This window comes from Lysinibacillus sp. BNK-21 (genome assembly GCF_048684915.1).
GTDB lineage: Bacteria > Bacillota > Bacilli > Bacillales_A > Planococcaceae > Lysinibacillus > Lysinibacillus capsici.
The window spans coordinates 1,126,557-1,151,731 of sequence record NZ_JBLQTS010000001.1 but is presented as its reverse complement, the minus strand read 5'-3'; the positions used below and the strand labels follow the sequence as shown (position 1 = coordinate 1,151,731).

Below are 25,175 nucleotides of genomic sequence, written 5' to 3'. Positions count from 1 at the left end.
TCTAAGCAGCAGTATTTTAAACTTCCAATCCTCAACATTCTTTCATAACAAGACACTAACATTCGGTGACCATAAAAAAACCAGCCTCAAATGAGTACTGGTACTTATAAAAGCAATCTTTAGCTTATGGTATACTAGCTACTATGAAAAATTAGAAGGTGAAATTTATGCTAGAAGTCAGTGAAAGTAAATTAGCACAATATAGTCTGCATTTTTTGAGTGAGACGCTTATTTTAGGAGAAGAAGTTTTTACACAACCTGAGGTCATGTTAGAAGCAGCCTTTACACAGCTCGCTTTTAGTAAAATTGATTTGGAACAGCAATATGCATTTTTCCATGAAAGCTCTATTGCACTCAATGAAGTTTTTACGTATTCGAGCGCCATTTTCGAACAGGAAAGTAACTTCCAAGAACATTCACAAAATATTGCCAAGCACTTACATAGTGTGTCACAGCATCCTAATATTAAAAGCGGAGAACTGTTTATTGGCCTTTTTGAAAATTGTTTACTATTAGATGAGGCAAAAAAGATTCTCGCTATTGTCAAAATCGATGAAAAAGAAATGTTTTTAGATGTGAAAAATGAACACAATCAAATGATCGTGAACGGCGTGGATGGCATTAACGTTAAGAAAATTAATAATATGGCTATTATTGTTGATATGGGACAGGATCAATCTCCTGCTGTTTATATTAAAACAAAACGTAAAGAAGATATTGTTTATTGGCAAGAACGATTTTTAAAAATTAAGGCAGCGGATGAGCATTATTATAAAACCAATTTAGCATTAACAGAATGCAAAAAATTCATTTTAAAGGAAGAAAATTATACTAGCACAGAAAAACTTGGGCTCTTGAATAAAACACTGGATTACTTTAGAAATGAAGAGGAGTTTCAGGTAAATCATTATATTGAAACTGTTTTTGAGCAAGCGGACACTACTCAAAAAGATATCATCATTAATTCGGTCAAACCCTATGAGACTGTCATTTCTGATAGTGCGCTAGAAAAGGCTGAAAAGAAATACAAACGTAAAATCAAACTGGATTCCAATATTGAAATCCAAGTAAATATTCAACATATCGACCAAATAGATGAATTAATTGAAGTTGGCTATGATGAGGCAACAAATCGCAAATTCTATAAAATCTATTTTCAGGATGAGCAGTAGAAGAGCTTGGATTAAACGGAAGTGTCTGCAAATTATCTTATAAGATTAATCATTAGAATGACAGCGTCTCTCCTAAAATCTTCAATTAGGAGTAAAGAGCTTAAAATAGTATAAGCTGCAATAACGCCTTAGTTCGTGCCCATGAAATTTCTCTAGAAGCACTGTAATCCTTGTAAATCTTTCTTCGATAATTAACCCTTTACATGGTGTGAACTGTAAATAATAGCTATTTTCCAAAGACTTCAGATACTAAAACAGTGGTCCTTATCATGAATCCTCCACTCTTTAATTATTTGAATTTTTTTTCAAAAAGCTAAAACTTTTTCAGTTGGTAAAACGTCTAATAATTGGTAACAGAAGTTAACCTAAAGGAGAATTGATAAATATGAAAAAACCTGCTAAAAAAACATGGCTATTAGCTTCAGCATTAACACTCGGGATGGCTGTATTAACACCGCTTCAAGCCGGTGCAACAGCTGTTGATACAACAAATAATGTAACGATTCAAATAGAACAAAAAATAACAGGTACCATTAAATATTTTGATGGTGGCAGCATTACCCTTAAAGGAACAGATGGAAAAAACTACTACATCGGTTTACACAATTTCTCAGATAAACAAATTGAGCAGTTAAAGCTAGCAGAGGGGCAAGAAATTTTAGTTGAGGGTAGTATTGTGAAAGATTACTCAGATTTCTTTACCTTTGCCGTCTATAAAAAAAGCTTACCTAAAGAAGTAACAAAAGAAGAATTAGTCCAACTAGAGAAACTCTTTTCTGACATGAAAAAGGCTGAAAAAGTAGAGAATTATGAGGAAATGGAACGAATCTATGAGGCGATGGATAACATCACAAGACCTTACGAATTAGCAAATTGGCAACCTGAGCCTTTTGAAGAATTTATTAATGAAGCTGCATTCGCTGAAAAAAATATTGTTATCAAAGCACAAGATAAAGAACAGCTAAAAACACTTTATAGTAACTGGATTAAGTATGTAAAAGAAAATAAAACGGATGAGGCATCAGCAAACATTGATAAAATTTTCACTATTCTTGAACCTTATTACCAAGAATTATATCCACCTTTAACTTTTGAAGAGTATATGGCGGATATGAACGTCGATTTAACAAAAGAGGAACTTGCAAAACTTAAAACGCTCTATGAAGAGGCACAAAAAGCTGAAAAAGATAAAGACGAAGAATTGGCCATGAAGAAATGGGATGAATTCTATGAAATACTTCGCCCACACTTTAAACCAGTTCCCTTCGAGGAATATATGGCAGATATCGAATTCAGCATTAGTAATGCGGATTACGCAAAATTAAAACAACACTATGAAGAAGCAGTTGCCCTTGAACAAAAGGGTGAAGATGAAAAAGCTGGCGAGCAATGGGAAGCCTTTTATAAAGTTTTAGACCCTTACTATGAAGCGAACAGAGAAATTCTTATCTCACCATCTAAATTAACATTTAACGGTCAAGATTTTACGCCAGAGCCAGAAACAAATTAAATAAAATTTTAAGGGCCCTCCTATTGGTTTTAGGAGTGGCCCTTTTTGAAGTGACAATTTTGTCATGTTATCCCGGAAAAAGTCATGTTAATCGATGGTTTACTCTTATTTTTCTTGTTACAGTAAACCATGTTGTCACAAGCACATTACGTTCTAAGGAGAAAAACAACATGACATTATTCATGAAGAAATCGGTGATGATGACAGTAATGTTACTATTTTTTACGTTCACACCCGGATTTGGACACGCAGCATCAAATGATACAATTAGTAAAATTGATCAGTTTATTAAGGAGCAGCAAACCATTAGTAAAATCCCAGGAATTTCAGTAATTATTGTTGATAAAGGGAAAACCGTCTATCAACGGGGCTTTGGCTTTGCAGATACGAAAACAAAAACGCCTGTTACCTCTGATACTCTTTTTGAGTTGGGCTCCACGTCTAAGGCATTTACAGGACTCGCTATTTTACAATTAGAAAAACAAGGTTTGTTAAAACGATCAGATGATGTCCGAAAGTATATCCCTTGGTTAACATTATCCTATAATGGCGAGGATCAAGCTGTGACAATACAGCAGCTATTGTCTCATACTAGCGGAATTCCCTCAAATTCCATTACTCGAATTCCAGAAAGCACAGCAGATAATGCCCTTGAATTAACAGTTAAAACACTGCTGGATCAATCACTAAATCGTCAACCAGGGAGTTCTTTTGAATATGCAACCATCAACTATGATGTCTTAGGCCTCGTCATTGAACAAGTTGCAAAACAGCCATTCGATCAGTATATTCAACAGAAAATTTTACAATCTGTTGGTATGCATCAATCTTTTGTAGGAATTCACCAAGTACATTCCACACATATGGCTTCTGGCTATAAAATAGGTCTAATGAGAGAGCAGCGATACATACCACCTATCTATCGTGGCAATATCCCCGCTGGTTATATCATCAGTAACGCTAATGATATAGCCAGATGGTTAAAATTACAGGTAGGAAACAGTGATATCTATTCAATCAGTAACAATTTAATTCAAGAATCGCATACTCCAGATCTAACAGTGGAGCCTTTTGATACGAATACTTACTATGCAAACGGTTGGGCCGTTGTGAAAAAGGACACAAAGTCATATATATACCATGCTGGTGAGAATCCAACCTTTTCCTCGTATTTCATTTTGCAACCTGACGAACAAATCGGCGTGGCTATTTTAGCCAATATGAATACAAGCTCTACAACAGCGATTGGACAAGGTGTCATGGATTTATGGGAGGGCAAAACGATTGACGTGCAACATATCAGCAGCTATCAAAAGCTAGATAAAATTGTAACAATCATATGTGCTATCATCATCGCAATCAGCATTATTTTCTGTTATCTATTCGTTCAAAATATACGTAACCTTTATAAAAAACAACGTAGTATGGCAAATCTAAATTACAAAAGAATATTGTTATTATCTGCCCATACTATACTTGTGGCGACAATGCTGACAGCACTATTTATCACGCCTAACATAGTACTTGGCGGCTTAAATTGGACATTTATTAAAGTTTGGGCACCAACTTCTATTACATTCCTGTTGTATAGCTCCATTTCGGCCAGTCTTCTATATTTATTAATAGGCTTTTTGATGATTGGTACTAAAAGGAATAATTAAAAATTTAATAGTTTAAAAGATATTTAGCTACAATTAATAGCTTTATTTTGACTGAATACTGCGTAATATGAGCTAAAGGTAAAGATACTGACCTGTATCATTCATTGCAACTACATCCATCTTTGAAGGTAAGAATTGATTCCTTCAGCACTTTGGAAAGAAGTTGTAGGAACAGACCATATCATTTTAGAGAAATATTAATACTTGGGAGCGGAACAAGCTCTTTCCGCTCTAATGTTTTTTCATCAACAATTCTTATAGTTGGCGTAATGATTAGCGTTCGAATAGTAGAATCAGGTATAAAAACCTCAACATAACCATTTACTCGCCCAGAACCGCTTTTAATAGTTGTTGTTCCTACATTTTCATATACATTTCCAAGATTATCTTTTATGTCTACCATTAAAAATTCTGTCTCCCAATCAAGATTTCCCTCAAAATAAAGAGTGGTTATATATTTTCCCTCTGTTATTTGATTATAAAATAACTGGTATTGATCATTACCAAATGGTATATTTACTTTTCTTGAATAGGCTCGGGTTGGTGTAAGTTCTAACTGAAAATCCCAAGCTCCTTCTACAAGAGTCGTATTTTCCATACCTATAAAATCTTGAGGACGCCATTGAACATTTACCTTTTCATCCATTACTTTGTCTGAAATTCTCGCTGTAAACATACCAATCCAAGTAGCCTCATTCTTTTTAACGATTTGATGACTAAGTACGTCTAACTTGTTTCCGTTGACTTCTAAATCGCCCTTCCAAAATAGAGGGGGTTCATCTATCGATTGTTCGTGTTTCATTTCATAACTAACCGATACAATCGTTCCATCGAAAAAAGCCTCAGCTAATTCAATGGAGGTTCCGTTACTTTCGTCTATTTGATTGATGATTGATGCATTATCACTAAATACTTGTAATTGGGGATTATCATTGTTATTTAATAGTTGCTGTACAATTGGTACTCGATTAGCCACTACAGGTAGCCAAATGCTACTACTAGTAAAAATAAATGTGAGCATGGCGACAATACTAACCCACTTCCATTTTTTAAATACATACTTCTTGGTTGAAGATGACCGTAAAACACTTTTTTCAATATTAATCTTTTCCCAATCAGATAATTCAATTGGTTCAATCTCTTCAATATCTATTTCGATGAAGTCCTTTTCGTTCATTTAGATACCTCCCAGCTCTTCTGTTAACTTTAACTTGCCTCGATATAAACGATTTTCTACAGCTGATTTAGATAGACCAAATATCTCAGCGATTTCTCCGTTGGAATATCCTAAGTAGTATTTCAAGAGAAAAATTTCCTGATCGTTTTTACTTAAATTTAAAATACTGATAAATAGTTGCTCTTTTTGTACCTTTTGTTCGACGATTCTTTCTGGTAGATCCTTGCTATTTGAAATTGATGAAAGTAACTCGACTGTTTTAGGCTTATTTTGAAGGCTTCTATATGTATCAATCGCTTTATATTTTGCAATAACGCCAATCCATTTGTTAAAATCAATCTCATCGCCAGTAAACTGAATACTCTTTTGCCAAATGGTTAGAAATACATCGTTGATACATTCTTCAATAGCTGTTTGATTGGGCTGTAACACTTTCACTACAATGGCTTTAACATAACCTCCATATTTGTTAATCACTTCTCTTAAAGCTTGTTCATCCTTTTTTTGTAGCTGATTAATTAATGAATACACGAAGTTAGAAAACCTCCTTTCCTTTCTTCTCTACAAGTAATAACGAGCAAATGAAAGAAAACTCTCACATTATTTAAATAAAAAAACAAATGATTCCTTTCCGCAACACATTGTAGCTAAAAATAGAAACGGAAAAACATAGACTTACTGTTTCAAAACCGCTCCATCATCATGCATCAAAAAATTATTTTTTATCTTCTGGACTGGATTGACAACTAATCATCAGGCTGTAACAAGCACCTTTGAGTTTCATCCTATCAAGTGTTTAGTGATACTCATCCTTCACCCAAGATTCTCTTTAAAATTACCTAAATACGATTCATTAGACGAATACCCTTTTCTCTTTCAACGGCATTCATACAATAAACTGAAGAAAGGAGAGATCTTGATGGGATACTTTGGAAACATGGGTAATTTCAATTGTTGTTATGGAGGCTATGGTAATGACTATAGCGGCGGTTATAGTATGGGTTGTTGTGGCATGGACTATGGCGGCAAAAACAATAGTTCAACATTCGTTTTAATCGTTGTGCTATTCATTCTTCTGATTATTGTCGGAGCAACATTCGTGCAAAAAGAATATTAATATTTATTGATAAACATGAAAAAGAGATGATCTTCATTAATAGCAGCTCACATTAATGTCGATACATCCACAGCAAAGAGGGTCACTTCCAGCCTATGTGACCCTTTTTTAAACCTGCTTGTCTTTCACCTTATTTAATTTTAAATTCTCCATTTCCCACATTTGCGGTAATACACATCGCTAAAGAAATATAATAAGCCAATATTTTTACTCCCATTTACGCCCCATATCCGCTTTTACATCATAAAGTTTTTTAAAAATGAAACCACCTAAAGCCATGAATCGTATACTTACTTAAGAAAAGCCAGCACTTTTTTGTAAAAGGGGTCGAGTAATGTGAGAGAATGGTTGCAAGGAAGGAAAAACAAAAAGAGAAGAGATAAGAGACGTAAAGATCAATATTCATTAATTGACTTATTTCTTGATGTACTAATTTGGATACCAGAATTACTTTTCCTCCCATTTAGAATCATTTATTGGTTGTTGAGAGGAGTTGGAAGGTTTATTGGAGAAGGTTTTAATTAAAAAACTGCTCAAAAGGATATCATTTGATTTTTTGTACCAATACGATTGAGGCAAAGGAAAATTTTGTTGGGCATTCAAAAGGGATAAAGTCATTTAGTTGAGGCGCTGACCCTATCCCTCTCCAAGTGGCATTCTCCTTTAAATTAGATTAATTGGAGATAAACGGTGCTTTTTGTACATACTTTTGATTTTCTATTTGGTTAATGATGAATGTAGCTATATCCCGATTTGTTATTTTTGTACCCGGCATATCTCTAAGATTTTCCTTTATGAACCCTACTTCATTTCCCTCTACTATAAATGGAAGCCGAATTAGTGTCCATTTGATAACTTGATTATGGCTAAGGAGATGCCATTCTTTTTTCTTATCCACCATCATTTTTGAATAAATAATTTCAAATATCTTTGCACCCATTCTATTTATAATACTCTTTGTATCTCCAGCAATGGTTAGCGATCCACCCGTTACCCCAATATAACGATCCATATGTAAATCAGACATGACTCCAAATATACTTTCCGTTACTTTACTATAAATCGGTTTTTCTTTCATTGGTTGACCAAAAGTATTGATAACGATTTGACAATCTTTTAATAGCTTTTGAAGATCCTCGATATTTTGTACATTTCCTTCTATTACCTCAATCCTACTGTCTCTGAAAACTAACTTTTCTGGGTTTCTAACAAGCATCCGTACGTGATACCCTTTCTCTAATGCTTTAGAAGCAATGTAACGCCCCGCTTTACCTGTTCCACCGATAATTGCTATCTTTTTATAAACGTCCATGATGCCCCCCTAATTATCATAATAATATGTATACGGGAAAATCACGGTTTAGATTCAATTATTCACGTCTCTTAATCAAATGAGATAAAGGAATAGTAATTTTGTTCATTCTAGCTAGAGCTTTTGTCTAAGCAAAAGAAAAAGAACCACTCCCTTAAAAGAAAATGGCACTTCAACGCCTCATCGTACTAACTTGATAATACGCTTTTTAGGTGTATTCAACTTAACTCTTGTGTAAAAAAATAGATCAGTGGTTTACATTATTTACTAAGTCTTTATTATAGGCAATCCACTTCTCCATTTCTCTCTCGACAGCTCGGTTTTGCCATTCAAACCAAATACCTGTACATTCACTGCAGTGACTATCTACACCCTTTTTTTCATGTGTATCTTTACATGTAAATACAGTCTTTTTACGACAACTATAACAGTAAATGACTATGTCTTTATAAAATTCCATCCCGATCAACTCCTCAAATTTACACCTATTTCTTTCCTTTTTTCATCTAAATTATTCTTTAAAAAGAAATAAGTAAGGATGATGAGTGCCATCATGTTTGTTCCTCTCCTTACTAATAAAAGCGATTCAACCCCTTACTATTAAAGGATTGAATCGCTTTTTCAGTTAGTCCAATTTTCTATTTGAACCTTAAGGAGAATATAAAATCTTGGTATTGCCATACTTATTCAAAATGACCAATAAAAAAGCAATTCAAGGTAATGGTATGATATCCTATAGACTTTGATATCGTACACAATTCCTTGAACTGCCTTAAATTATTTAGACTCTACGTTCTCATCAGGAGAGTAATTATATTGAGAAGGATCAACTGGCGTATAACCTGTTGGCGTATAGAATCTCAATAAGTCACCATTTACGACTCTATCAGATAACGCCAATTTATGATCTACTTCATTTTTAATCGTCTTTGCTTCCTCTAATTGACTGTCGTCTAATGGTAAGCCTGTTTTATTATCATAATATTTTTCATTAATTGAATAAATAGTAGGACTGACAAAATCGCCATTTCTAAATGGTACAATTTCATCATGCTCTTCTGATAATAAGTCTGAACCAAATTGAACAAATTGTTGTGAATCAATTCCTAGTAAATGCAATAACGTTGGCAGTAGGTCTGTTTGGCCACCATAGCTATGGTTGATCCCACCTTGTATGCCTGGAACATGTATAAATAATGGTACACGTTGTAAATTAGCACTTTCATATGGTGTAATCTCTTTTCCAATGACTTGTTCCATCGCTTTATTATGATTATCGGAAATACCGTAATGGTCACCATAAAGAACAATCATTGAATGATCATATAATCCTGATTCCTTTAATTGCTGGAAGACCTGTTGAATTGCTTCGTCTGCATAACGAGCTGTTTGGAAATAATTATCAACGCTTGCATCGCCTGTATTAGCTTTATCAATTGTCACTAAGTCTTGATTCATTTTATATGGATAGTGATTCCCTACCGTAATTAATTTTGTATAAAAAGGTTGTGGTAAGGAGCTTAAAAGACTTTGAGATTGTTCAAAGAATGGTTTATCTAACAAACCATATTCAGCCATGTCCTCTGAAGTACCTGTGTTATAGTAACTAGCATCGAAGAATTTGTCGAAGCCAAATGATTTATAAATTACATTTCTATTCCAGAAGCTTCCGTTATTACCATGGAATACAGCTGATGTATAACCATAATCTTTTAAAATACTAGGAGCTGCCTGATACGTATTTTGTGCTTTTGTAATATAAGCAGATCCTTGTGGTAATCCAAATAAAGAATTTTCAAGCATAAATTCTGCATCAGATGTTTTCCCTTGACCTGTTTGATGGAAGAAATTATCAAAATACAATGTATTCTTATCTTTTGCTAATGAATTTAAAAATGGTGTTACTTCTTCACCATTTAATTTATAGTCGATTAAAAAGTTTTGGAATGATTCTAAATGTAAATAGATAACGTTCATTCCCTTTGCTGCACCAAAATATTGGGCATTCGGTTTGGCGTAGTTTGACTTTGTATAGTTAATTACTTCAGTAATATCACTACTATCTGCCAAAGCTCTCTGAGAAGAGGCTTTCATCGTTTCAATTGAGTCATAAATCGTATAGTTATACATCCCTAGATATTTCACAATATAGTTTCTATCAAAACCTCGTGTTAATAGTTGAGGACGATTAGTTTCAGCTAGTCCTAAATTAAGAATTGATACCGCTAATGCAAAGGCAATGATTGCCATTCCTTTTTTATAGCCAAAACGTTTGGTATCTTTTTGGATTTTTTTAGAGAATCGTAGATAAAACATAACCATTACATCCACAAAGAACAAGATATCATAAGGCTTTAATAAAGAAAGAACACTGCCGCCTAAATCTCCAAAGTTCTGCGTTTGAGAAAGTGTAGGTAATGTAATGAAATCACTAAAGAATCGGTAATAGACAATATTGGCATATAAAACAATAGACATCAAAGTGTAGACAACAACGAGTGATGTGTATTTTCTTTTTCCTTTAAATAAAAATGAAAATCCTAGAAATAGCATTGCTGAGCCCAGCGGATTTATTAGTAAAAGGAATTGTTGAATGATTCCTTCTACACCTAAGTCAAATTGTGATAGTTGAGAGATGTATGTTTTAATCCATAACATTAATACTGCTACTATATAAATTCCTAAAAAGTTTTGTAATAGGTTATCTTTTTTATTTGCTAGATTTTTCATTTTTGCACCTACCTTTTACTGATTAAATTAAAATCTAGATATATATGAACTTAACTGATAAGTACTGTATGGCACTTTAAAAAATGTTACGTTACAATAGCTTTTTTCGCGACCAATGTATAGTACTCCCCATTTAAACTTCTGTCAAGTTGTTAGCTATTCTTCATATAAATATTTCTAATTAACCTATATATTGTCCAAAAAATACCCAGTAAACATTAGTTTTTAACTAATGTTTACTGGGTATTTTACGCCATAATAGAGATGGTTGGTTCTTTAAATATCTATATGAAATTTACCTCGCAATTTCTCTTATTTGGGCATCAAAAAATCTTCCATTTCAAATGAATTGGAAGATTTTCTGGAACACTATTTAGACGTTTCTATATTTATTTGAGCACCTACTGAATTTTTCAATGATGAAGAAAGACCTCGTCTGATTAGATTCGCTGAAACAGGCGCTCTCCCCATCTCCCTTGCCCAAATTGATAGTTGTCCTATATGGTGAATTTCATGTGCAATGGTATGACGAATGATCTCACCCCATGTATGCGTTTCAATCCTGCCATCTGCCATCGGATTATGAAGTATACGCTCTTCCATACTTTCTTCCCATTGATTTACAAAGCTTTCTACTTCTAAATGAAATGCAGCTTCCAATTTACGAACCTTTTCCAAGCTATTATATTCATTAAAGCTCTCCTGAAAATCTGTTTTCCCTTGTAATAGACGAATCCAACTCCATTCAACATCAATGATATGGAAAAGTGTGTGTAATATACTGCCCACTCCACCAGTTCGGTTTTGCAAAAGTTCTTCTTCAGTCAACTCTTCACACCAACGAAACCAATCTTCCCGAACTAGCCAATTATATTTAAAAAATGTTTGCAAAAAAGCACCTCCGTAGTTGTTGAATATTATAACTCACAATTTCTTCATATAAAGTGAGGATTCCTTCTTTACTCTTTTCACATATCCAAATAAGCACTAAAAGTAACATAAATATAGCAACATTTCTAAGGCTGAAATCTGGTAATTACCATTTCTGGTTACCCTTATGGATTTTTCTATAAACGTAATCTGCATTATCCAGGTTTTTCCAACTACTAATAAAATTCAAAATCAGCATAAAAATTCCAAATAAAATAAATGCCACCATATATTTACCTACGAAAAATAAAACAAACGTTGCAACCAAAAGTAATATCATTAAAATTATTACGAGGATTTGTAATTTCCCCTTCTTCTTCTCATCCACCTGTTCAACCTCCAATCAAAGCGCCGGTACTTTTCTAAAATGTTTTCTTTGGTTTATTTTACCATAATATATATAAATGCTCCATAATTAACCTTATTGAATTCATTTATTTCTAAATAATCAATTATTTTATATAAAATCCAAACATCAGAAATTTCCTACTAAATTTACCTTACATAGTCTTGGGGTGATCTGAAATTTTAAGGATGAAATAGAAATAAACAAGGGATATTTTATTGGATAAGATAAATAATATCTTGAGGAGGTGTCGACATGAAACGAGACAAAAAAAATACAGAATTTGCAACAGACGAGCCAACAAAACAAGCATTTGCTAGTGGAGTAGACCCAAAAAAACCTAATGGGCGCAAAGAATATACTGAAGCCCCACGCCCACAACGTGAAGAAGACCTTATTATGGATGAGAAAAAAGGTAAGTCAACTTCATTATAATGTAAGAATGATTATTATTTTATCTATTTTGACCACCCAATAATGGAGTGGTCTTTTATTGTGCTTCTATCTTTCGCTTTGTTTAGCGAGCACAGGAAATAATGCGATTAATGTCACCCAAAATTGTTTATGATGCAAACTTACTTTCCAGTTAATTTTCATATTACATCAGTACTCCTTTAATAATCAAAGCCAATCTTGCACTTACAAGACCGTCAATAAGCAGCCTTAATATCCAAGTTGTATTATCTTTATTCCGCCTATATCTTTGCGAATTTCCTTAATATTTGATTCAGCAACAGCAAGCCGTATTTTCACATCGGTCATGTCATTTTCTAATCTTCCCATTTGTTGCTCCATGTGAACCACCTCATCAATAAAAATAGCACTGCTCGGAACAGTGCATAGCTTAGGTCTTGTTGTATAAAAATGACCCTCCACAGATGATTGTGGAAGGCTGAAAGTATATTCGTCTTTAAAGTTATTTTTCTAAAGCAGTAACTATTCTTTTTAAATAAACTATTATTTCATCAAGTTTTTCATCAATATTATTAGTTGTAGCTGATTCTTTTTCTGATGAACTTTGATCTACAGTTACTCCAAACACTTCACTAAGACCATGTTTCATAGCATTTTCCCACTTTACGTTATTTTCATAGTGTAGTTTTTGAGCAATATCCCATGCTGGTAAAAAGGCCTCAGTCAATAACTCATGGTTTTGAATTAAATTAAATTCCCTAGCAAATAATCTGAAAGCCCGAATATTGGCTACTTTTTCACCCACTTGATCTGCAAATTCTTCAGCAGAGTACATCTTTTGAAATTTCATTACATCCACCCCTATAATTGTATTTTAATTACATCTTAATTGTACTCCAATTATAGTTTAATTACAATAATAAAATTCAATTGAAGTAACTCTGACATTATTTCAACAACCTCTTTTCGAATAAATTCAACCAAAAAAATATTTGTTTACTTCAAAAATAATAGGCAATAAATTTATGATTGTGTTCAACTTCTTCTGACTAAGCTCTTGTTTAATCTTTTGAATCAAGGTTGGCCTATCATTACCAAACGTAGCTTTAATACTAAAGCATGTACCTCTTTGATTTCAATGATACGCGATAGATATTAAAAAACAACACTTGATCACTATCCACACGTATTAAAAGAAATGGAAGAACGAGATGAAGAAATAGCGATTAATGTTTATTCTTCTTAATTTTTTTGCTCACCATGTTTACAATTTTGTTTACCTAATTTATTTTTTATATGTTATTCTGCGGTTATTAAAATTATCTATATAAACAAAAAACGCTTAAAACCTAATATTGATAAGGTTTCAAGCGCTTTTTAATTTGGTTAAAAATTAACCTTTGATTTGTTATTGACGTCCCAGGAGGGATTCGAACCCCCGACCGACGGCTTAGAAGGCCGTTGCTCTATCCAGCTGAGCTACTGAGACATGATGTCGTTTCTTATGTATTCCATAGGAAGGACAATATTTATTATATGTACTTTATAGCATAATGTCAACATTAATTTTACTATGCAGGCAAGGTTTCCCTCATATATTTTATCATATGTTGCTACAGCATCCATTATACCATTTCTTCACCCTCTTAACAGGACGGATAGCAAAATATTTGCTACACTATTGGCGATAAAAAAGTAGGAGGTTTGTGGATGTTTAAAGATTTAGTCGTTATGGTCACAGGTGGTGCACAAGGGATTGGTAAGGGTATTACGCTTGCATATGCACAACTAGGTGCAAAAGTGGTGATTGCTGATTTGAATGCAGGCTTAGGTCAACAGTTAGAACAGGATATGCTTGCTCAAGGCTACTCTGCATTATTTGTGCCAACGAATGTGACAAAGGAACAGGATATCATCAATTTAATGCAGCGAGCTGTTGAGCAATATGGGACCATTCATATTTTAATTAATAATGCTGGGAAGTTCCAGCATCAATCTCCCTATGAGGTGACGTTTGATGAGTGGCAGGATTTGTTGCAGACGAATTTAACGGGTACCTTTTTCTGTGCCAGGGAGGCTGCAAAAGTGATGCGGCATAATGCAAAGGGTGGTTCCATTGTTTCGCTGGCCTCAACGCGAGCTGAAATGTCAGAGCCTCATACAGAAGCTTATGCGGCTACAAAGGGTGGTATCATAGCGTTAACACATGCTTTAGCGCGATCTTTAGGGCCAGATCAAATTACAGTGAATTGTATTTCACCTGGATGGATTGAAACAGGTGATTATGAGGCACTACGGCCAATCGATCATGCGCAGCATTTGTCAGGAAGGGTTGGTCTGCCTGAAGATATTGCACAGGCTTGTCTCTATTTAACAAACCCGATCAATAACTTTGTGACAGGTATTAATCTTACAGTTGATGGTGGCATGACGAAGAAAATGATGTATGAAGCGTAATTTTGTCGTCTCTCTTCTTTTCTTTCTTGTTCTTCATACTCCGAGATTCCTTAGAGTATGCTACTGTAGGAGAAAGAACAAGAAGGAGTGAAGCCTTGTACCCCTATTCAAATGGTTTTTCATTAAGCCAGCTGTATCATGCTCCCTATACGCAGTATACGGCTCCGATTCGTCACTTTTTACAGTCAAATGATTACCGACGCTGTATTAGTAAAGGCGAAGCAGACTTTATGGCTATGAACCGCTTACTTTGGATGGAGCATGTGAATTGGACACGGATGACTATTATAAGCATTGTGTTTAATTTGCCTGATTTACCCTTTGTGCAGCAGCGTTTGCTACGCAATGCAACCGATTTAGGGAATTGTTTACGCCCCTTTTATGGTGACTCCGTGGCGGATCGTTATGCAGCTTTAATTAAAGAGCATCTGGTAATTGCGGCTCAATTAGTGACAGCTGCTGCGAAAGGTGACGCTACCACAGCGGAAGCTAAAGAGAGGGAATGGTATCGTAATGCAGATGATATTGCTTTCTTTTTGCATACAATCAATCCATACCTAAGTAGAGAGGCCGTACAAAAAATGTTTTATACGCATTTAGCTTTAACGAAAAATGAAGCTGTCACGATGATACAAAAAGATTATCAGGCTGATGTAGAGGTATTTGATGAAATTGAAGCAGAGGCACTTGCGATGTCAGATATGATAGCCAGCGCCATCGTTATGCAATTTTGTTACCTCTTTTAATGCAAAAATCTTGATGGATTTATGATCATTTTATGCTCAACTGCTGGAGGAAAAACTCTCGCTGTTTTGTTTTTAGCATAATGAGCACGAGGCTGCATGCCCTGAAGTTTCCCCTTCATAAAAGAGGCTAATGTATTGCTTTCAATCGTTACGTTGGCTCTTTTTAATTCCCATGGGGAGTGGTGAATATCAATGCGAAAAAGTGTATCCTTCCATTTCGCCCATGAATGGTAGCGCTCTACAATCCATCGGTCAAAATTAGTATTGGTCTTGTCTCCTATTGTATAAATAACCCTCAATCTTTCGTCACATGCTTTGTAATGGCTTGTGTATGAATAGTGATTCCCTCTTTGTTTTACTAGGATGTTGGAATGGCGATATGGCAAGCTACCTATTGCCGTAATTTTTGATAAGAAATAATTCGTCACATCTAAATGAAAAAAATAGATGCCTTTCATGCCGTTATACTCCACATATGTTCGGACATTCAATTGTAAATAGGTATTCATCCCAGGAAGAGGTGGTAGAAAGCGTAGCCGATGTCGATAAACTTTAAAAAGGACAACACTAAGCCAGGCATTTTGTTCAAAGAGATCGAGCTTCAGTTCTTTAGGTACATGTTTTTCAAGTTCTTGAGGGGCTATCGGCCAATGTAAAAATAGAACATCTTGCCATGTTTGAGTCATCATCCACATAGTAAAACTCCTTTCTAATCACTAGTTTTTCCTAGAAAGGAGTTCTTCAAACAAACGGTCTATTGATTTTGCTCAGCAGACTCTATTTCGACATAACGATAATATAAGTTTCGTAATTCAGATTCTTTATATAAGCCTAAATGACTTTTAAATTGAGGATGAACCATTATTCCATGAGCACGTAAAACTTTGACAAACCAACCCTTTGAATACTTATGCACCGACCCTATTCTCCTTTATTTTTATTCATACATAGAATATGCGTTTGAATACGGTAGAGTGCCTTTATACAAATAAAAAACGAGAGAATAAATAACTCTCGTTTTTTACTTATGTGCCACAAAACGTACGATATGGTTGATTAGTGTGTTCAGGTAATGAAGCGTATTCTTGTTGTTCTTTCGCATGAGCATAAGGCTGAGCTAGGACTTTTAGTAGGTTGTTCATCACACTATAATCGCCTTGTTCTACAGCCGCTTCCAAAGCTTCTTCTACCCTGTGGTTACGCGGAATAACAGCTGGATTATGTTGGCGCATTAATTGTTGTGACATGTCTTTGTTTTGCTGCTGTCTTGCTAATCGAGCTTGCCATTTGTGATACCAGTCCTTAAAAGCTGGTGCGTTAAATAATGGGGAATCCTCCAATTGCTCAAACGATAAGGCGATAAATGTATTCGTATAATCTGCTTGATATTGCTGCATAAGCTGAAGAAGCTCTTCAACAAGCTGGATGTCTTCTTGCTCCTCATTAAAAATGCCTAGCTTTGCACGCATTCCTTTCAACCAATTTTCTACATATAATTTTGGATACTGTTTTAGCGTTTCTTGTGCCAGTTGAATGGCCTTTTCTTGATCATCATCAATTAAAGGTAGTAAGGACTCTGCTAAGCGCGTTAAATTCCAGCCACCGATATTGGGCTGATTTCCATAAGCATAGCGTCCTTGGTGATCAATCGAGCTAAACACAGTCGCAGGATCATAGATGTCCATGAATGCACAAGGACCATAATCAATGGTTTCACCGCTAATGGTCATATTATCGGTGTTCATGACGCCATGAATAAAGCCCACTAACTGCCACTTTGCTATAAGGGAGGCTTGTTTCTTTATGACTTCATTTAACAAATAAAGATAACGATTTTGATTGCCAATATTAGCTGAGTAATGCCGTTCTATTGCATAATCAGCTAAAAGCTGTAGCTCCTCATCTGTCCCCCATTGCGCAGCATATTGAAATGTCCCTACCCGCAAATGACTACTTGCAACTCTTGTGACAATAGCGCCTGGTAGTTCCGTTTCTCGAATAATCATTTCACCTGTAGTGACTACTGCTAGACTACGTGAAGTTGGAATCCCTAGTGCAAACATCGCTTCACTAATAATATACTCCCTTAGCATTGGACCTAATGCGGCTCGCCCATCTCCACCCCGAGAATAAGGTGTTCTACCTGATCCTTTTAGAGCAATATCATACCGTTCCTTTTGGGGTGTGATTTGCTCCCCATATAATAGAGCCCTACCATCACCTAGCATATTAAAATGACCAAATTGATGCCCTGCGTAAGCCTGTGCAATCGGTTCGCCACCTTCTGGGATTGTATTACCAGCTAAAACGGCTAATGCTTCCTCACTCTTTAAAGCCTGAATGTCTAACCCAAGTGAGGCTGCAACTGATTCATTTAATAAGATCAATTTTGGTAAACGAACAGGATTTAACGATATGTCGGAATAAAAAATACTTGGTAGTTGAAGGTAACTATTATCAAAATGCCAGCCAATTGTTTTTTTCATGTTTTCTCCTTTATTGCCTTTACGATTTATTTTTGCTATTTCAGCATGAATCATTCATAGGCAATTTTACCATTATCAGTAGCCCAAATAAAAATCCGCATACTTTACTAGTTATGCGGATTTTCTCTATTATTGTCGATCAAATGTATATGTAGCCATACATTGATTATCATCTGTCATGCAATCAACTTTAAAAGATGTCGCATTGATTTCCACAACAGCAAAGCTTTTCTCTTTACGACCACGTGGTTTTAATAAGCTGCCTGGATTTAAAAATAGGATATCATCCATCATTTCGGCACCAAGAATATGTGAATGACCAAAGCAAACGATCTGTGCACCTACTTCTTTAGCACGATAGGATAATGATAAGATGGAATTTTTCACATTGAATAAATGACCGTGTGTCACAAAAATCTTTACATCATGAACCATGAACATTTCTTCTTCAGGGAAAGCCTTCTCACGATCACAGTTTCCACGTACTTTTTTCAATCCTTCTAATGCCTCATGTGAATAGGGAAGTTCACTATCTCCACAATGAACCACAATATCTATTTCAGGATAAAAACCTTTAACCTTTTCGATGACATGGCTGTCACCATGTGTATCGCTCATAACAAGCATTTTCATGGATATCACCTCTTATTTGATAAGATTCGGTAATTGCTCCTTTAACTTGCGAATTGCATTGCCTCGGTGAGAAATAGAACCCTTTTCCTCTGGTGAAAGCTCAGCCATCATTCGATTTAAGCTTGGCACAAAAAAGATTGGATCATAGCCAAAGCCATTCGTTCCACGCTTTTCATGGGCAATGACGCCTTCACATGTACCAAATACCGTTGTTGTTGCGAAATCAGGTCCTGCAATTGCAATACAGCAGCAAAAACGTGCTGTACGTTTGTCATCTTCGACACCTTGTAAATTTTCTAACAGTTTAATCATGTTTGCTTCATCGTCATGGTCACCAGCATAGCGAGCGGAGTACACACCTGGCTCACCATTTAATGCATCTACTGCTAAACCACTGTCATCTGCAATAACAATGGTATTAAGCTCCTTCGCCAATGCTTCTGCTTTTAAGATGGCATTTTCTTCAAATGTTGTTCCTGTTTCTTCTATTTCCATATCTGGTGCCACTTCAAACATTGTTACGACTTCATAACCAAGTGGTCCAAATAATGCTTCAAAATCTTTTGCTTTTCCTTTATTTTTTGTGGCGATGACTACTTGTTTCATATTATTGATTCCCTCCAACTTTGTGTGCCAGTTCACCAAGCGTTATTTTTTGAAGCTCAACTAATTGTTGTATGCCTTTTTCACCTAATGCTAACAATTCATTTAGTTCTTCACGAGAAAAAGTAGCTTCCTCACCAGTACCTTGTAATTCAACAAATCGTCCTGCGCCTGTCATCACAATGTTCATATCAACAGCTGCAGCCACATCTTCTACATAATTTAAATCAAGAATAGCGCCTTGTTCTTCAACGATCCCAACACTTGTAGCTGCTAAAAAGTCTGTTACTGGGAATTTTTCAAATGGCTTTTCTTCAGCAAATTTAGCAATGGCCTGTGTCATGGCAACAAATGCTCCCGTAATGGATGCTGTACGAGTACCGCCATCCGCTTGAATGACATCACAGTCAATCCATACAGTACGTTCGCCTAGCGCCTCTAAATCGACTACAGCACGCAATGCACGCCCAATCAAGCGCTGAATCTCCATTGTACGACCATTGACTTTCCCACGAGAGGATTCACGTGGTGTACGTTGAGCGGTTGCACGAGGCAGCATGGAATACTCGGCTGTAATCCACCCTTTCCCTTGCCCACGTAGAAAACCAGGTACCTTGTCTTCAATCGTTGCGGTGCAAATTACTTTTGTATTGCCTACTTGAATTAATACGGAGCCTTCAGGGTGTAATAGATACTCACTATCTATTTTCACAGGTCGTAGCCCATCTGCATTTCTACCATCATATCTTGTCATATATTTCGTTCCTCCTAAAAACTTTCGCGCCCTCATCTTATCATAATTTGTGCCATCAAAAAAGTACTCGGTGGCTTATGTACAATGCTGAAAACGGCAAAAATCAGCCTAGCCTGTTGCTAAGCTGATTTTTTATTTTAATGTGATACGTTTTATGTCGAGAGTACCTTGCTCTAACCAATTCTCAGCAATCGAACGGAAAATTGGGACAGAACCAGTTGCAAAAAATCTATGAGCAGGCACCGCATTTGCATTTGCTAAAGTGCCATTATACGCTAACATTTCCTGTACATCCTTTGCTGTTTCCTCCGCAGAAGATAAAACATTCACATCTTCTCCGACAACAGCTTCAATTTGTTTTTGTAAAATAGGATAATGTGTACACCCTAAAATAACCGTATCAAATTGTCGATTTTTCAACGGCTTTAAGCCTTCTGCTATTAAATTATTTGCAAAGTCACCTTTATATTCGCCACTTTCTACAAGTGGTACGAATGTGGGACAAGCTAGTGGAATAATATGTGTTGACGTATTAAGTGACAATAAGGCTTCTTCATACGCCCCACTTTTAATTGTTCCTTCTGTTGCAAGCACAACGACTTCATGTCGCTTCGTTTTTTTTACAGCTGCACGTGCGCCAGCATTGATAACACCTAGTACTGGAAAAGGCATATTTCTTTGTAAACTTTCGAGTGCTACTGCAGTCGCTGTATTACAAGCTATAACGAGCATCTTAACATTCATTTTTTCGAGTGCTTTTGCCATTTGCCAAGTAAAATTCCGTACTTCCTGACGACTTCTTGGACCATACGGACACCTTGCTGTATCGCCAATATAATAAATCGTTTCGTTTGGCAATCGCTTCATGATTTCTTTTGCTACGGTTAAACCGCCTACTCCTGAGTCAATAACGCCTATCGGGGCATTCATACTTTCCGCCTCAATCCTGTTTCATGTGTACATGTAGTTTTTCTAAATAGCTTGATAATTGCGCGACTTCTTGTTCATTAAAACCAACAAGCATCTCTTGCAAATATTGCTGTCTTTTTTCAATAACTTCTTGAATGATACGTTCGCCCTTTTCGAGAAGATGAACGACAACGACACGGCGATCATTTTCATCACGCACACGCTTGACTAATTCATTTTTCTCCATTCGGTCCACTAAATCTGTTGTCGTGCTAAAAGCTAAATATAAACGGTTTGATAATTCGCCAATTGTAATATCACCAAGCTCTTCTAACCACTGTAATGCAACAAATTGTGGCGGCGTAATCGCATAATCGGAAACAATTTCTCTTCCCTTTTGTTTCACGATGGCCGCTATATAGCGTAATTCCTTTTCAACCGTTGCAACGGTTTCAGGTGAGTGCTTTGTTACTTCATCCGACATATAACTATTTCACTCCTAAAAATACGTTGAATAGTTCTATTTTGTCGTTTTTTTCACGAAATAGCAAGTGTCCATTAGTCTAATTTAAATTCTTCCAAGCGTAACAGCTCAATTAACGCCTGAGATCGATTCGTTACACCTAGCTTTTGAATTGTATTGGAAATGTGATTTCGCACTGTTTTTTCACTAATACCAAGCTGCTCTGCAATATCTCTCGTTGTTTTTTCAGCTAATAAAAGCGCAAATATTTCACGTTCTCGGTTTGTTAAAAGAGAACGATGATGAGAGCCATTCATTCAGTTACACCCTCCTCCCCCGCACGTATTGTAACTTATGTTAAGGGGCAGGAAGCGGTGACGGCTATTTGCATGATTATTCCATGTTTCCTTAAAAATTTCGAAAATTACATTGTTACATTCATAAATTTTACGTAAAAAGCAAAACCTACTATTTCAATAAATTCACATATACTTATATGTTGAACTAGTGAGGCAGAATGGCCAACTGAATGAATTTCGTTTTTTCTTCCTCTGAAATCGGCACACTTTTACCTGTACGAGGATCCATTTGTACAATTGTCCCACGACCAGTGAAACAGATTTCGTCCTTTTGATTTTTTGCTAGATAGTGAATGTCCATCGACGAATTCCCAACTTGCGCGATTTTTGTATAGATTCGTAGTACGTCATCAAAGAATACCTGCTTTACATAATCGCATTGTAAATCGGCTACAATAGGTATAGATTTCACATTCTCTTCTCCAACTGGGGGCATTAAAATTCCTAAATGTCTGAAGTAATCAATTCTTGCTTGCTCAAAATATGTAAAGCTAATCGTATTGTTCATATGACCATACATGTCTGTTTCTGAAAATCGCACTCGTACCTCGCTAAAAAATGAAAAACCTTTTTCCCACTCTTGAAAATTATCGATATAATTTGCCTTCATGATATACCATCCCCTGTCATGTAATTGCACGTCTTTTATCAATCAACGGCAAACAAAATGAATACATATTCATTATAAAAGAAAATGCTATATTATCATAGAAAAAATGTAAATAAACAACTTGATAAATTTCATTTCTATAACTATAAAAAACTCCCTTACACTTCGTGTAAGGGAGTTCAGCTTGTCCGTATATTAGTCTACGTAGTGGTCAGAACCGAAGAAGTTACGGAACATTTGCACTGTAGTTGCACGGTTTAATGAAGCGATGGATGTTGTTAAAGGAATACCTTTTGGACATGCAGCAACACAGTTTTGAGAGTTACCACAGTTTGCAAGGCCACCATCACCCATAATCGCATTTAAACGTTCATCTTTAATCATAGCACCAGTTGGGTGAGTGTTGAAAAGACGTACTTGTGATAATGGAGCTGGTCCGATGAATGAAGCTTTTTCAGACACGTTTGGACATGCTTCCATACATACACCACAAGTCATACATTTAGATAGTTCATAAGCCCATTGACGTTTACCTTCTGGCATACGTGGACCTTCACCTAAATCATACGTACCATCGATTGGTACCCATGCTTTAACTTTTTTAAGTGCGTTGAACATACGTTCACGGTCAACTTGTAGGTCACGAATAACAGGGAATGTTTTCATCGGCTCCAATTTAATCGGCTCTGTCAATTGGTCTACTAGTGTAGAACATGATTGACGTGGACGGCCATTGATCACCATTGAACATGCACCACAAACTTCTTCTAAACAGTTCATATCCCATGATACTGGTGATGTGTTTACACCATCTTCAGTAACAGGATTTTTTTGAATTTCCATTAAAATTGAAATTACGTTCATACCATGACGGTAAGGCACTTGGAATTTTTGCCAGTAGCTATTGCCGCCTTGTGTATCTTGACGTAAGATTTCCACTTTGACCATTCTTCCAGTATTAGCTGCGATTTGCATAACTTTTAGTCTCCTTTCGCAGAGTAGTCGCGTTTACGTGGTGGGATTAATGAAACGTCGACTTCTTGGTACGTGATGATTGGATTACCAGTAGCTGGGTCAAACTTCGCCATTGTTGTTTTTAAGAAGTTCTCATCATCACGGTTAGGGAAATCAGGTTTATAGTGTGCACCACGAGATTCATTACGTAATAGTGCACCTTTTGTCATTACTTTTGCAAGCACTAACATATTTTTAAGCTGACGTGTAAAGTGTGCGCCTTGATTGCTCCATTTTTGCGTATCATTGATGTTGATGTTGTTCCAACGCTCAGTAAGCTCATCAAGTTTTTTCAATGTATCTTCAAGCTGATCATTGTAACGTACTACAGTCATTGTAGCAGTCATCATTTCACCAAGCTCTTTATGCAGTAAGTAAGCGTTTTCTGTGCCTTCCATTTTCATGATAGCATCCCATTTCGCTTGTTCCTCTTTTACACGAGCATCGTAAATCTCTTGTGGAAGATCTTCAGCATGCTTTTTAAGGTGTTTTACATAGTCTACTGCGTTTGGTCCTGCAACCATACCACCGTAGATAGCAGATAATAATGAGTTTGCACCAAGACGGTTTGCACCATGTTGAGAGTAATCACATTCACCTGCTGCAAATAGACCAGGAATTTCAGTCATTTGATTGTAGTCAACCCATAATCCACCCATTGAATAGTGAACTGCTGGGAAAATTTTCATTGGTAATTTACGTGGGTCATCCCCTACGAATTTTTCGTAGATTTCGATGATACCACCAAGTTTAACGTCCAATTCATGTGGATCTTTATGTGAAAGATCTAGGTATACCATGTTTTCGCCATTGATACCAAGTTTTTGGTTTACACAAACGTCGAAAATTTCACGTGTCGCAATATCACGTGGTACTAAGTTACCATAAGCTGGGTATTTCTCTTCTAGGAAGTACCAAGGTTTACCGTCTTTATAAGTCCAAATACGACCACCTTCACCACGAGCTGATTCTGACATTAGACGGTTTTTGTCATCTCCAGGAATCGCTGTTGGGTGAATTTGAATGAATTCACCATTCGCATATGAAGCACCTTGTTGATAAACGATAGAAGCAGCAGAACCTGTGTTAATAACAGAGTTTGTTGTTTTACCGAAGATAATACCAGGGCCACCAGTCGCCATAATAACAGCGTCTGCACGGAATGATTTAATTTCTTCTGTACGCATATCTTGCGCTACGATACCACGACAAACGCCGTCTTCATCGATAATAACACCAAGGAATTCCCAGTGTTCATATTTATTTACTAAACCAGCTACTTCATGAGAACGAACTTGCTCATCTAGCGCATATAGTAATTGTTGACCTGTTGTTGCACCAGAGAAAGCTGTACGGTGCATTAAAGTACCACCAAAACGACGGAAATCTAAAAGTCCTTCTGGTGTACGGTTGAACATAACACCCATACGGTCCATTAAGTGGATAATGCCAGGTGCTGCATCACACATACCTTTAACTGGTGGTTGGTTCGCTAGGAAGTCCCCACCATAAACTGTATCATCAAAGTGGATCCATGGAGAATCCCCTTCACCTTTAGTATTTACCGCACCATTAATTCCGCCTTGCGCACAAACAGAGTGTGAGCGTTTTACAGGAACTAATGAGAATAAATCAACTTCAGTACCAACTTCAGCTGCTTTAATCGTTGCCATCAGACCGGCAAGACCACCGCCGACAACAATTATTTTGCTTTTCGCCATGATTATTTCTCACTCCTCTTAAAAAATTGCAATGATTGCATGTGCTCTATC

Annotated in this window: 29 protein-coding genes and 1 tRNA gene; 8 read left to right on the top strand and 22 right to left on the bottom strand. The window is 36.1% G+C overall.

Annotation, left to right across the window (positions count from 1 at the left end):
* The first annotated feature begins 167 nt into the window (after positions 1 to 167).
* The 3 genes from ACMGGO_RS05790 (at position 168) to ACMGGO_RS05780 (ending at position 4,343) form a co-directional block, all read left to right on the top strand.
* Entirely contained in the window at positions 168 to 1,172 is a 1,005-nt protein-coding gene (locus ACMGGO_RS05790) for a hypothetical protein (RefSeq protein WP_004226553.1), read from the top strand.
* Positions 1,173 to 1,557: 385 nt separating this feature from the next.
* Entirely contained in the window at positions 1,558 to 2,682 is a 1,125-nt protein-coding gene (locus tag ACMGGO_RS05785) for a hypothetical protein (protein ID WP_420281656.1), read from the top strand.
* A 170-nt stretch (positions 2,683 to 2,852) separates the two neighbouring features.
* Positions 2,853 to 4,343, top strand: a complete 1,491-nt coding sequence (locus ACMGGO_RS05780) for a serine hydrolase domain-containing protein (protein WP_420281655.1) — start codon at positions 2,853 to 2,855, stop codon at positions 4,341 to 4,343.
* A gap of 181 nt (positions 4,344 to 4,524) precedes the next feature.
* Here ACMGGO_RS05780 and ACMGGO_RS05775 read toward each other — a convergent pair whose 3' ends face one another.
* Together ACMGGO_RS05775 and ACMGGO_RS05770 are read right to left on the bottom strand one after the other, a co-directional pair.
* Positions 4,525 to 5,520, bottom strand: a complete 996-nt coding sequence (locus tag ACMGGO_RS05775) for a DUF4179 domain-containing protein (RefSeq protein ID WP_420281654.1) — start codon at positions 5,518 to 5,520, stop codon at positions 4,525 to 4,527.
* Entirely contained in the window at positions 5,521 to 6,051 is a 531-nt protein-coding gene (locus ACMGGO_RS05770) for a sigma-70 family RNA polymerase sigma factor (protein WP_115674162.1), read from the bottom strand. It abuts the gene before it with no gap.
* Positions 6,052 to 6,439: 388 nt separating this feature from the next.
* On the opposite strand from ACMGGO_RS05770, the gene ACMGGO_RS05765 reads away from it, so the two are divergent.
* A complete protein-coding gene (locus tag ACMGGO_RS05765) occupies positions 6,440 to 6,637 on the top strand; it encodes a YjcZ family sporulation protein (protein WP_048395072.1) in 198 nt (65 codons plus the stop codon).
* A gap of 336 nt (positions 6,638 to 6,973) precedes the next feature.
* Positions 6,974 to 7,162, top strand: a complete 189-nt coding sequence (locus ACMGGO_RS05760) for a hypothetical protein (protein ID WP_048395071.1) — start codon at positions 6,974 to 6,976, stop codon at positions 7,160 to 7,162.
* Positions 7,163 to 7,310: 148 nt separating this feature from the next.
* Here the strand turns inward: ACMGGO_RS05760 and ACMGGO_RS05755 are convergent, their stop codons facing one another.
* From ACMGGO_RS05755 to ACMGGO_RS05735, 5 genes are all read right to left on the bottom strand, one after another.
* Positions 7,311 to 7,949, bottom strand: a complete 639-nt coding sequence (locus ACMGGO_RS05755) for an NAD(P)H-binding protein (protein WP_420281653.1) — start codon at positions 7,947 to 7,949, stop codon at positions 7,311 to 7,313.
* Positions 7,950 to 8,196: 247 nt separating this feature from the next.
* Entirely contained in the window at positions 8,197 to 8,409 is a 213-nt protein-coding gene (locus tag ACMGGO_RS05750) for a hypothetical protein (protein WP_054549999.1), read from the bottom strand.
* A 317-nt stretch (positions 8,410 to 8,726) separates the two neighbouring features.
* A complete protein-coding gene (locus ACMGGO_RS05745) occupies positions 8,727 to 10,679 on the bottom strand; it encodes an LTA synthase family protein (RefSeq protein WP_420281652.1) in 1,953 nt (650 codons plus the stop codon).
* A gap of 369 nt (positions 10,680 to 11,048) precedes the next feature.
* On the bottom strand, positions 11,049 to 11,570 hold the full coding sequence (locus ACMGGO_RS05740) for a DinB family protein (protein ID WP_420281651.1): 522 nt from the start codon (positions 11,568 to 11,570) through the stop codon (positions 11,049 to 11,051).
* A gap of 145 nt (positions 11,571 to 11,715) precedes the next feature.
* Positions 11,716 to 11,937 carry a hypothetical protein gene (locus ACMGGO_RS05735; RefSeq protein ID WP_279495644.1) on the bottom strand — a complete coding sequence of 74 codons (222 nt, stop codon included), beginning with the start codon at positions 11,935 to 11,937 and terminating at the stop codon, positions 11,716 to 11,718.
* Positions 11,938 to 12,210: 273 nt separating this feature from the next.
* Here ACMGGO_RS05735 and ACMGGO_RS05730 point away from each other — a divergent pair, with 273 nt between their 5' ends.
* Complete coding sequence (locus ACMGGO_RS05730; RefSeq protein ID WP_054549995.1) at positions 12,211 to 12,390, top strand: hypothetical protein; 180 nt, start codon at positions 12,211 to 12,213, stop codon at positions 12,388 to 12,390.
* A 228-nt stretch (positions 12,391 to 12,618) separates the two neighbouring features.
* Here ACMGGO_RS05730 and ACMGGO_RS05725 read toward each other — a convergent pair whose 3' ends face one another.
* From ACMGGO_RS05725 to ACMGGO_RS05715, 3 genes are all read right to left on the bottom strand, one after another.
* Complete coding sequence (locus ACMGGO_RS05725) at positions 12,619 to 12,750, bottom strand: hypothetical protein (protein ID WP_269897611.1); 132 nt, start codon at positions 12,748 to 12,750, stop codon at positions 12,619 to 12,621.
* A 121-nt stretch (positions 12,751 to 12,871) separates the two neighbouring features.
* On the bottom strand, positions 12,872 to 13,219 hold the full coding sequence (locus ACMGGO_RS05720; RefSeq protein WP_016995033.1) for a hypothetical protein: 348 nt from the start codon (positions 13,217 to 13,219) through the stop codon (positions 12,872 to 12,874).
* 565 nt (positions 13,220 to 13,784) lie between these two features.
* A tRNA-Arg gene (locus ACMGGO_RS05715) sits at positions 13,785 to 13,858 on the bottom strand.
* A gap of 221 nt (positions 13,859 to 14,079) precedes the next feature.
* On the opposite strand from ACMGGO_RS05715, the gene ACMGGO_RS05710 reads away from it, so the two are divergent.
* Together ACMGGO_RS05710 and ACMGGO_RS05705 are read left to right on the top strand one after the other, a co-directional pair.
* A complete protein-coding gene (locus ACMGGO_RS05710; protein WP_420281650.1) occupies positions 14,080 to 14,826 on the top strand; it encodes an SDR family NAD(P)-dependent oxidoreductase in 747 nt (248 codons plus the stop codon).
* Positions 14,827 to 14,921: 95 nt separating this feature from the next.
* Entirely contained in the window at positions 14,922 to 15,572 is a 651-nt protein-coding gene (locus ACMGGO_RS05705) for a hypothetical protein (protein WP_112116280.1), read from the top strand.
* Here ACMGGO_RS05705 and ACMGGO_RS05700 read toward each other — a convergent pair.
* The 12 genes from ACMGGO_RS05700 to sdhA form a co-directional block, all read right to left on the bottom strand.
* Positions 15,569 to 16,267 carry a YqjF family protein gene (locus ACMGGO_RS05700; RefSeq protein WP_315056490.1) on the bottom strand — a complete coding sequence of 233 codons (699 nt, stop codon included), beginning with the start codon at positions 16,265 to 16,267 and terminating at the stop codon, positions 15,569 to 15,571. The genes ACMGGO_RS05705 and ACMGGO_RS05700 overlap by 4 nt on opposite strands.
* Positions 16,268 to 16,326: 59 nt before the next feature.
* Positions 16,327 to 16,488 (bottom strand): DUF2639 domain-containing protein, encoded by a 162-nt coding sequence (locus ACMGGO_RS05695; protein ID WP_016991537.1) that lies wholly within the window; start codon positions 16,486 to 16,488, stop codon positions 16,327 to 16,329.
* Positions 16,489 to 16,597: 109 nt separating this feature from the next.
* Entirely contained in the window at positions 16,598 to 18,058 is a 1,461-nt protein-coding gene (locus tag ACMGGO_RS05690; protein ID WP_420281649.1) for a protein adenylyltransferase SelO, read from the bottom strand.
* 129 nt (positions 18,059 to 18,187) lie between these two features.
* Positions 18,188 to 18,691, bottom strand: a complete 504-nt coding sequence (locus tag ACMGGO_RS05685; protein ID WP_009373890.1) for a metallophosphoesterase — start codon at positions 18,689 to 18,691, stop codon at positions 18,188 to 18,190.
* Positions 18,692 to 18,703: 12 nt separating this feature from the next.
* Complete coding sequence (locus ACMGGO_RS05680; protein ID WP_004226443.1) at positions 18,704 to 19,297, bottom strand: XTP/dITP diphosphatase; 594 nt, start codon at positions 19,295 to 19,297, stop codon at positions 18,704 to 18,706.
* 1 nt (position 19,298) lies between these two features.
* The gene (rph, locus tag ACMGGO_RS05675; protein WP_112116289.1) at positions 19,299 to 20,048 is read right to left on the bottom strand and encodes a ribonuclease PH; all 750 of its coding nucleotides are present in this window, start codon (positions 20,046 to 20,048) and stop codon (positions 19,299 to 19,301) included.
* 132 nt (positions 20,049 to 20,180) lie between these two features.
* The gene (racE, locus tag ACMGGO_RS05670; protein WP_004226440.1) at positions 20,181 to 20,978 is read right to left on the bottom strand and encodes a glutamate racemase; all 798 of its coding nucleotides are present in this window, start codon (positions 20,976 to 20,978) and stop codon (positions 20,181 to 20,183) included.
* Positions 20,979 to 20,988: 10 nt separating this feature from the next.
* A complete protein-coding gene (locus ACMGGO_RS05665; protein WP_016991542.1) occupies positions 20,989 to 21,441 on the bottom strand; it encodes a MarR family winged helix-turn-helix transcriptional regulator in 453 nt (150 codons plus the stop codon).
* Between the two features lie 74 nt (positions 21,442 to 21,515).
* Complete coding sequence (locus ACMGGO_RS05660) at positions 21,516 to 21,737, bottom strand: helix-turn-helix domain-containing protein (protein WP_004226437.1); 222 nt, start codon at positions 21,735 to 21,737, stop codon at positions 21,516 to 21,518.
* Between the two features lie 187 nt (positions 21,738 to 21,924).
* Positions 21,925 to 22,389, bottom strand: coding sequence for an acyl-CoA thioesterase (locus ACMGGO_RS05655; protein ID WP_066037526.1), 465 nt, complete (start codon positions 22,387 to 22,389; stop codon positions 21,925 to 21,927).
* A 195-nt stretch (positions 22,390 to 22,584) separates the two neighbouring features.
* Positions 22,585 to 23,364, bottom strand: a complete 780-nt coding sequence (gene sdhB / locus ACMGGO_RS05650; protein ID WP_004226431.1) for a succinate dehydrogenase iron-sulfur subunit — start codon at positions 23,362 to 23,364, stop codon at positions 22,585 to 22,587.
* Between the two features lie 5 nt (positions 23,365 to 23,369).
* Positions 23,370 to 25,124 carry a succinate dehydrogenase flavoprotein subunit gene (gene sdhA / locus ACMGGO_RS05645; protein ID WP_004226429.1) on the bottom strand — a complete coding sequence of 585 codons (1,755 nt, stop codon included), beginning with the start codon at positions 25,122 to 25,124 and terminating at the stop codon, positions 23,370 to 23,372.
* Positions 25,125 to 25,175 lie beyond the last annotated feature (51 nt).

Bases quoted from the DNA above. Each gene is read 5' to 3' on its own strand.
- ACMGGO_RS05690 (WP_420281649.1), bottom strand. From the start codon at position 18,058: ATGAAAAAAACAATTGGCTGGCATTTTGATAATAGTTACCTTCAACTA.
- ACMGGO_RS05710 (WP_420281650.1), top strand. From the start codon at position 14,080: ATGTTTAAAGATTTAGTCGTTATGGTCACAGGTGGTGCACAAGGGATT.
- sdhB (WP_004226431.1), bottom strand. From the start codon at position 23,364: ATGCAAATCGCAGCTAATACTGGAAGAATGGTCAAAGTGGAAATCTTA.
- ACMGGO_RS05700 (WP_315056490.1), bottom strand. From the start codon at position 16,267: ATGTGGATGATGACTCAAACATGGCAAGATGTTCTATTTTTACATTGG.
- ACMGGO_RS05655 (WP_066037526.1), bottom strand. From the start codon at position 22,389: ATGAAGGCAAATTATATCGATAATTTTCAAGAGTGGGAAAAAGGTTTT.
- ACMGGO_RS05725 (WP_269897611.1), bottom strand. From the start codon at position 12,750: ATGGAGCAACAAATGGGAAGATTAGAAAATGACATGACCGATGTGAAA.
- ACMGGO_RS05745 (WP_420281652.1), bottom strand. From the start codon at position 10,679: ATGAAAAATCTAGCAAATAAAAAAGATAACCTATTACAAAACTTTTTA.
- ACMGGO_RS05685 (WP_009373890.1), bottom strand. From the start codon at position 18,691: ATGAAAATGCTTGTTATGAGCGATACACATGGTGACAGCCATGTCATC.
- racE (WP_004226440.1), bottom strand. From the start codon at position 20,978: ATGAATGCCCCGATAGGCGTTATTGACTCAGGAGTAGGCGGTTTAACC.
- ACMGGO_RS05765 (WP_048395072.1), top strand. From the start codon at position 6,440: ATGGGATACTTTGGAAACATGGGTAATTTCAATTGTTGTTATGGAGGC.
- ACMGGO_RS05750 (WP_054549999.1), bottom strand. From the start codon at position 8,409: ATGGAATTTTATAAAGACATAGTCATTTACTGTTATAGTTGTCGTAAA.
- ACMGGO_RS05780 (WP_420281655.1), top strand. From the start codon at position 2,853: ATGACATTATTCATGAAGAAATCGGTGATGATGACAGTAATGTTACTA.
- ACMGGO_RS05775 (WP_420281654.1), bottom strand. From the start codon at position 5,520: ATGAACGAAAAGGACTTCATCGAAATAGATATTGAAGAGATTGAACCA.
- ACMGGO_RS05785 (WP_420281656.1), top strand. From the start codon at position 1,558: ATGAAAAAACCTGCTAAAAAAACATGGCTATTAGCTTCAGCATTAACA.
- ACMGGO_RS05790 (WP_004226553.1), top strand. From the start codon at position 168: ATGCTAGAAGTCAGTGAAAGTAAATTAGCACAATATAGTCTGCATTTT.
- ACMGGO_RS05720 (WP_016995033.1), bottom strand. From the start codon at position 13,219: ATGAAATTTCAAAAGATGTACTCTGCTGAAGAATTTGCAGATCAAGTG.
- ACMGGO_RS05680 (WP_004226443.1), bottom strand. From the start codon at position 19,297: ATGAAACAAGTAGTCATCGCCACAAAAAATAAAGGAAAAGCAAAAGAT.
- ACMGGO_RS05665 (WP_016991542.1), bottom strand. From the start codon at position 21,441: ATGTCGGATGAAGTAACAAAGCACTCACCTGAAACCGTTGCAACGGTT.
- ACMGGO_RS05660 (WP_004226437.1), bottom strand. From the start codon at position 21,737: ATGAATGGCTCTCATCATCGTTCTCTTTTAACAAACCGAGAACGTGAA.
- ACMGGO_RS05755 (WP_420281653.1), bottom strand. From the start codon at position 7,949: ATGGACGTTTATAAAAAGATAGCAATTATCGGTGGAACAGGTAAAGCG.
- ACMGGO_RS05730 (WP_054549995.1), top strand. From the start codon at position 12,211: ATGAAACGAGACAAAAAAAATACAGAATTTGCAACAGACGAGCCAACA.
- sdhA (WP_004226429.1), bottom strand. From the start codon at position 25,124: ATGGCGAAAAGCAAAATAATTGTTGTCGGCGGTGGTCTTGCCGGTCTG.
- rph (WP_112116289.1), bottom strand. From the start codon at position 20,048: ATGACAAGATATGATGGTAGAAATGCAGATGGGCTACGACCTGTGAAA.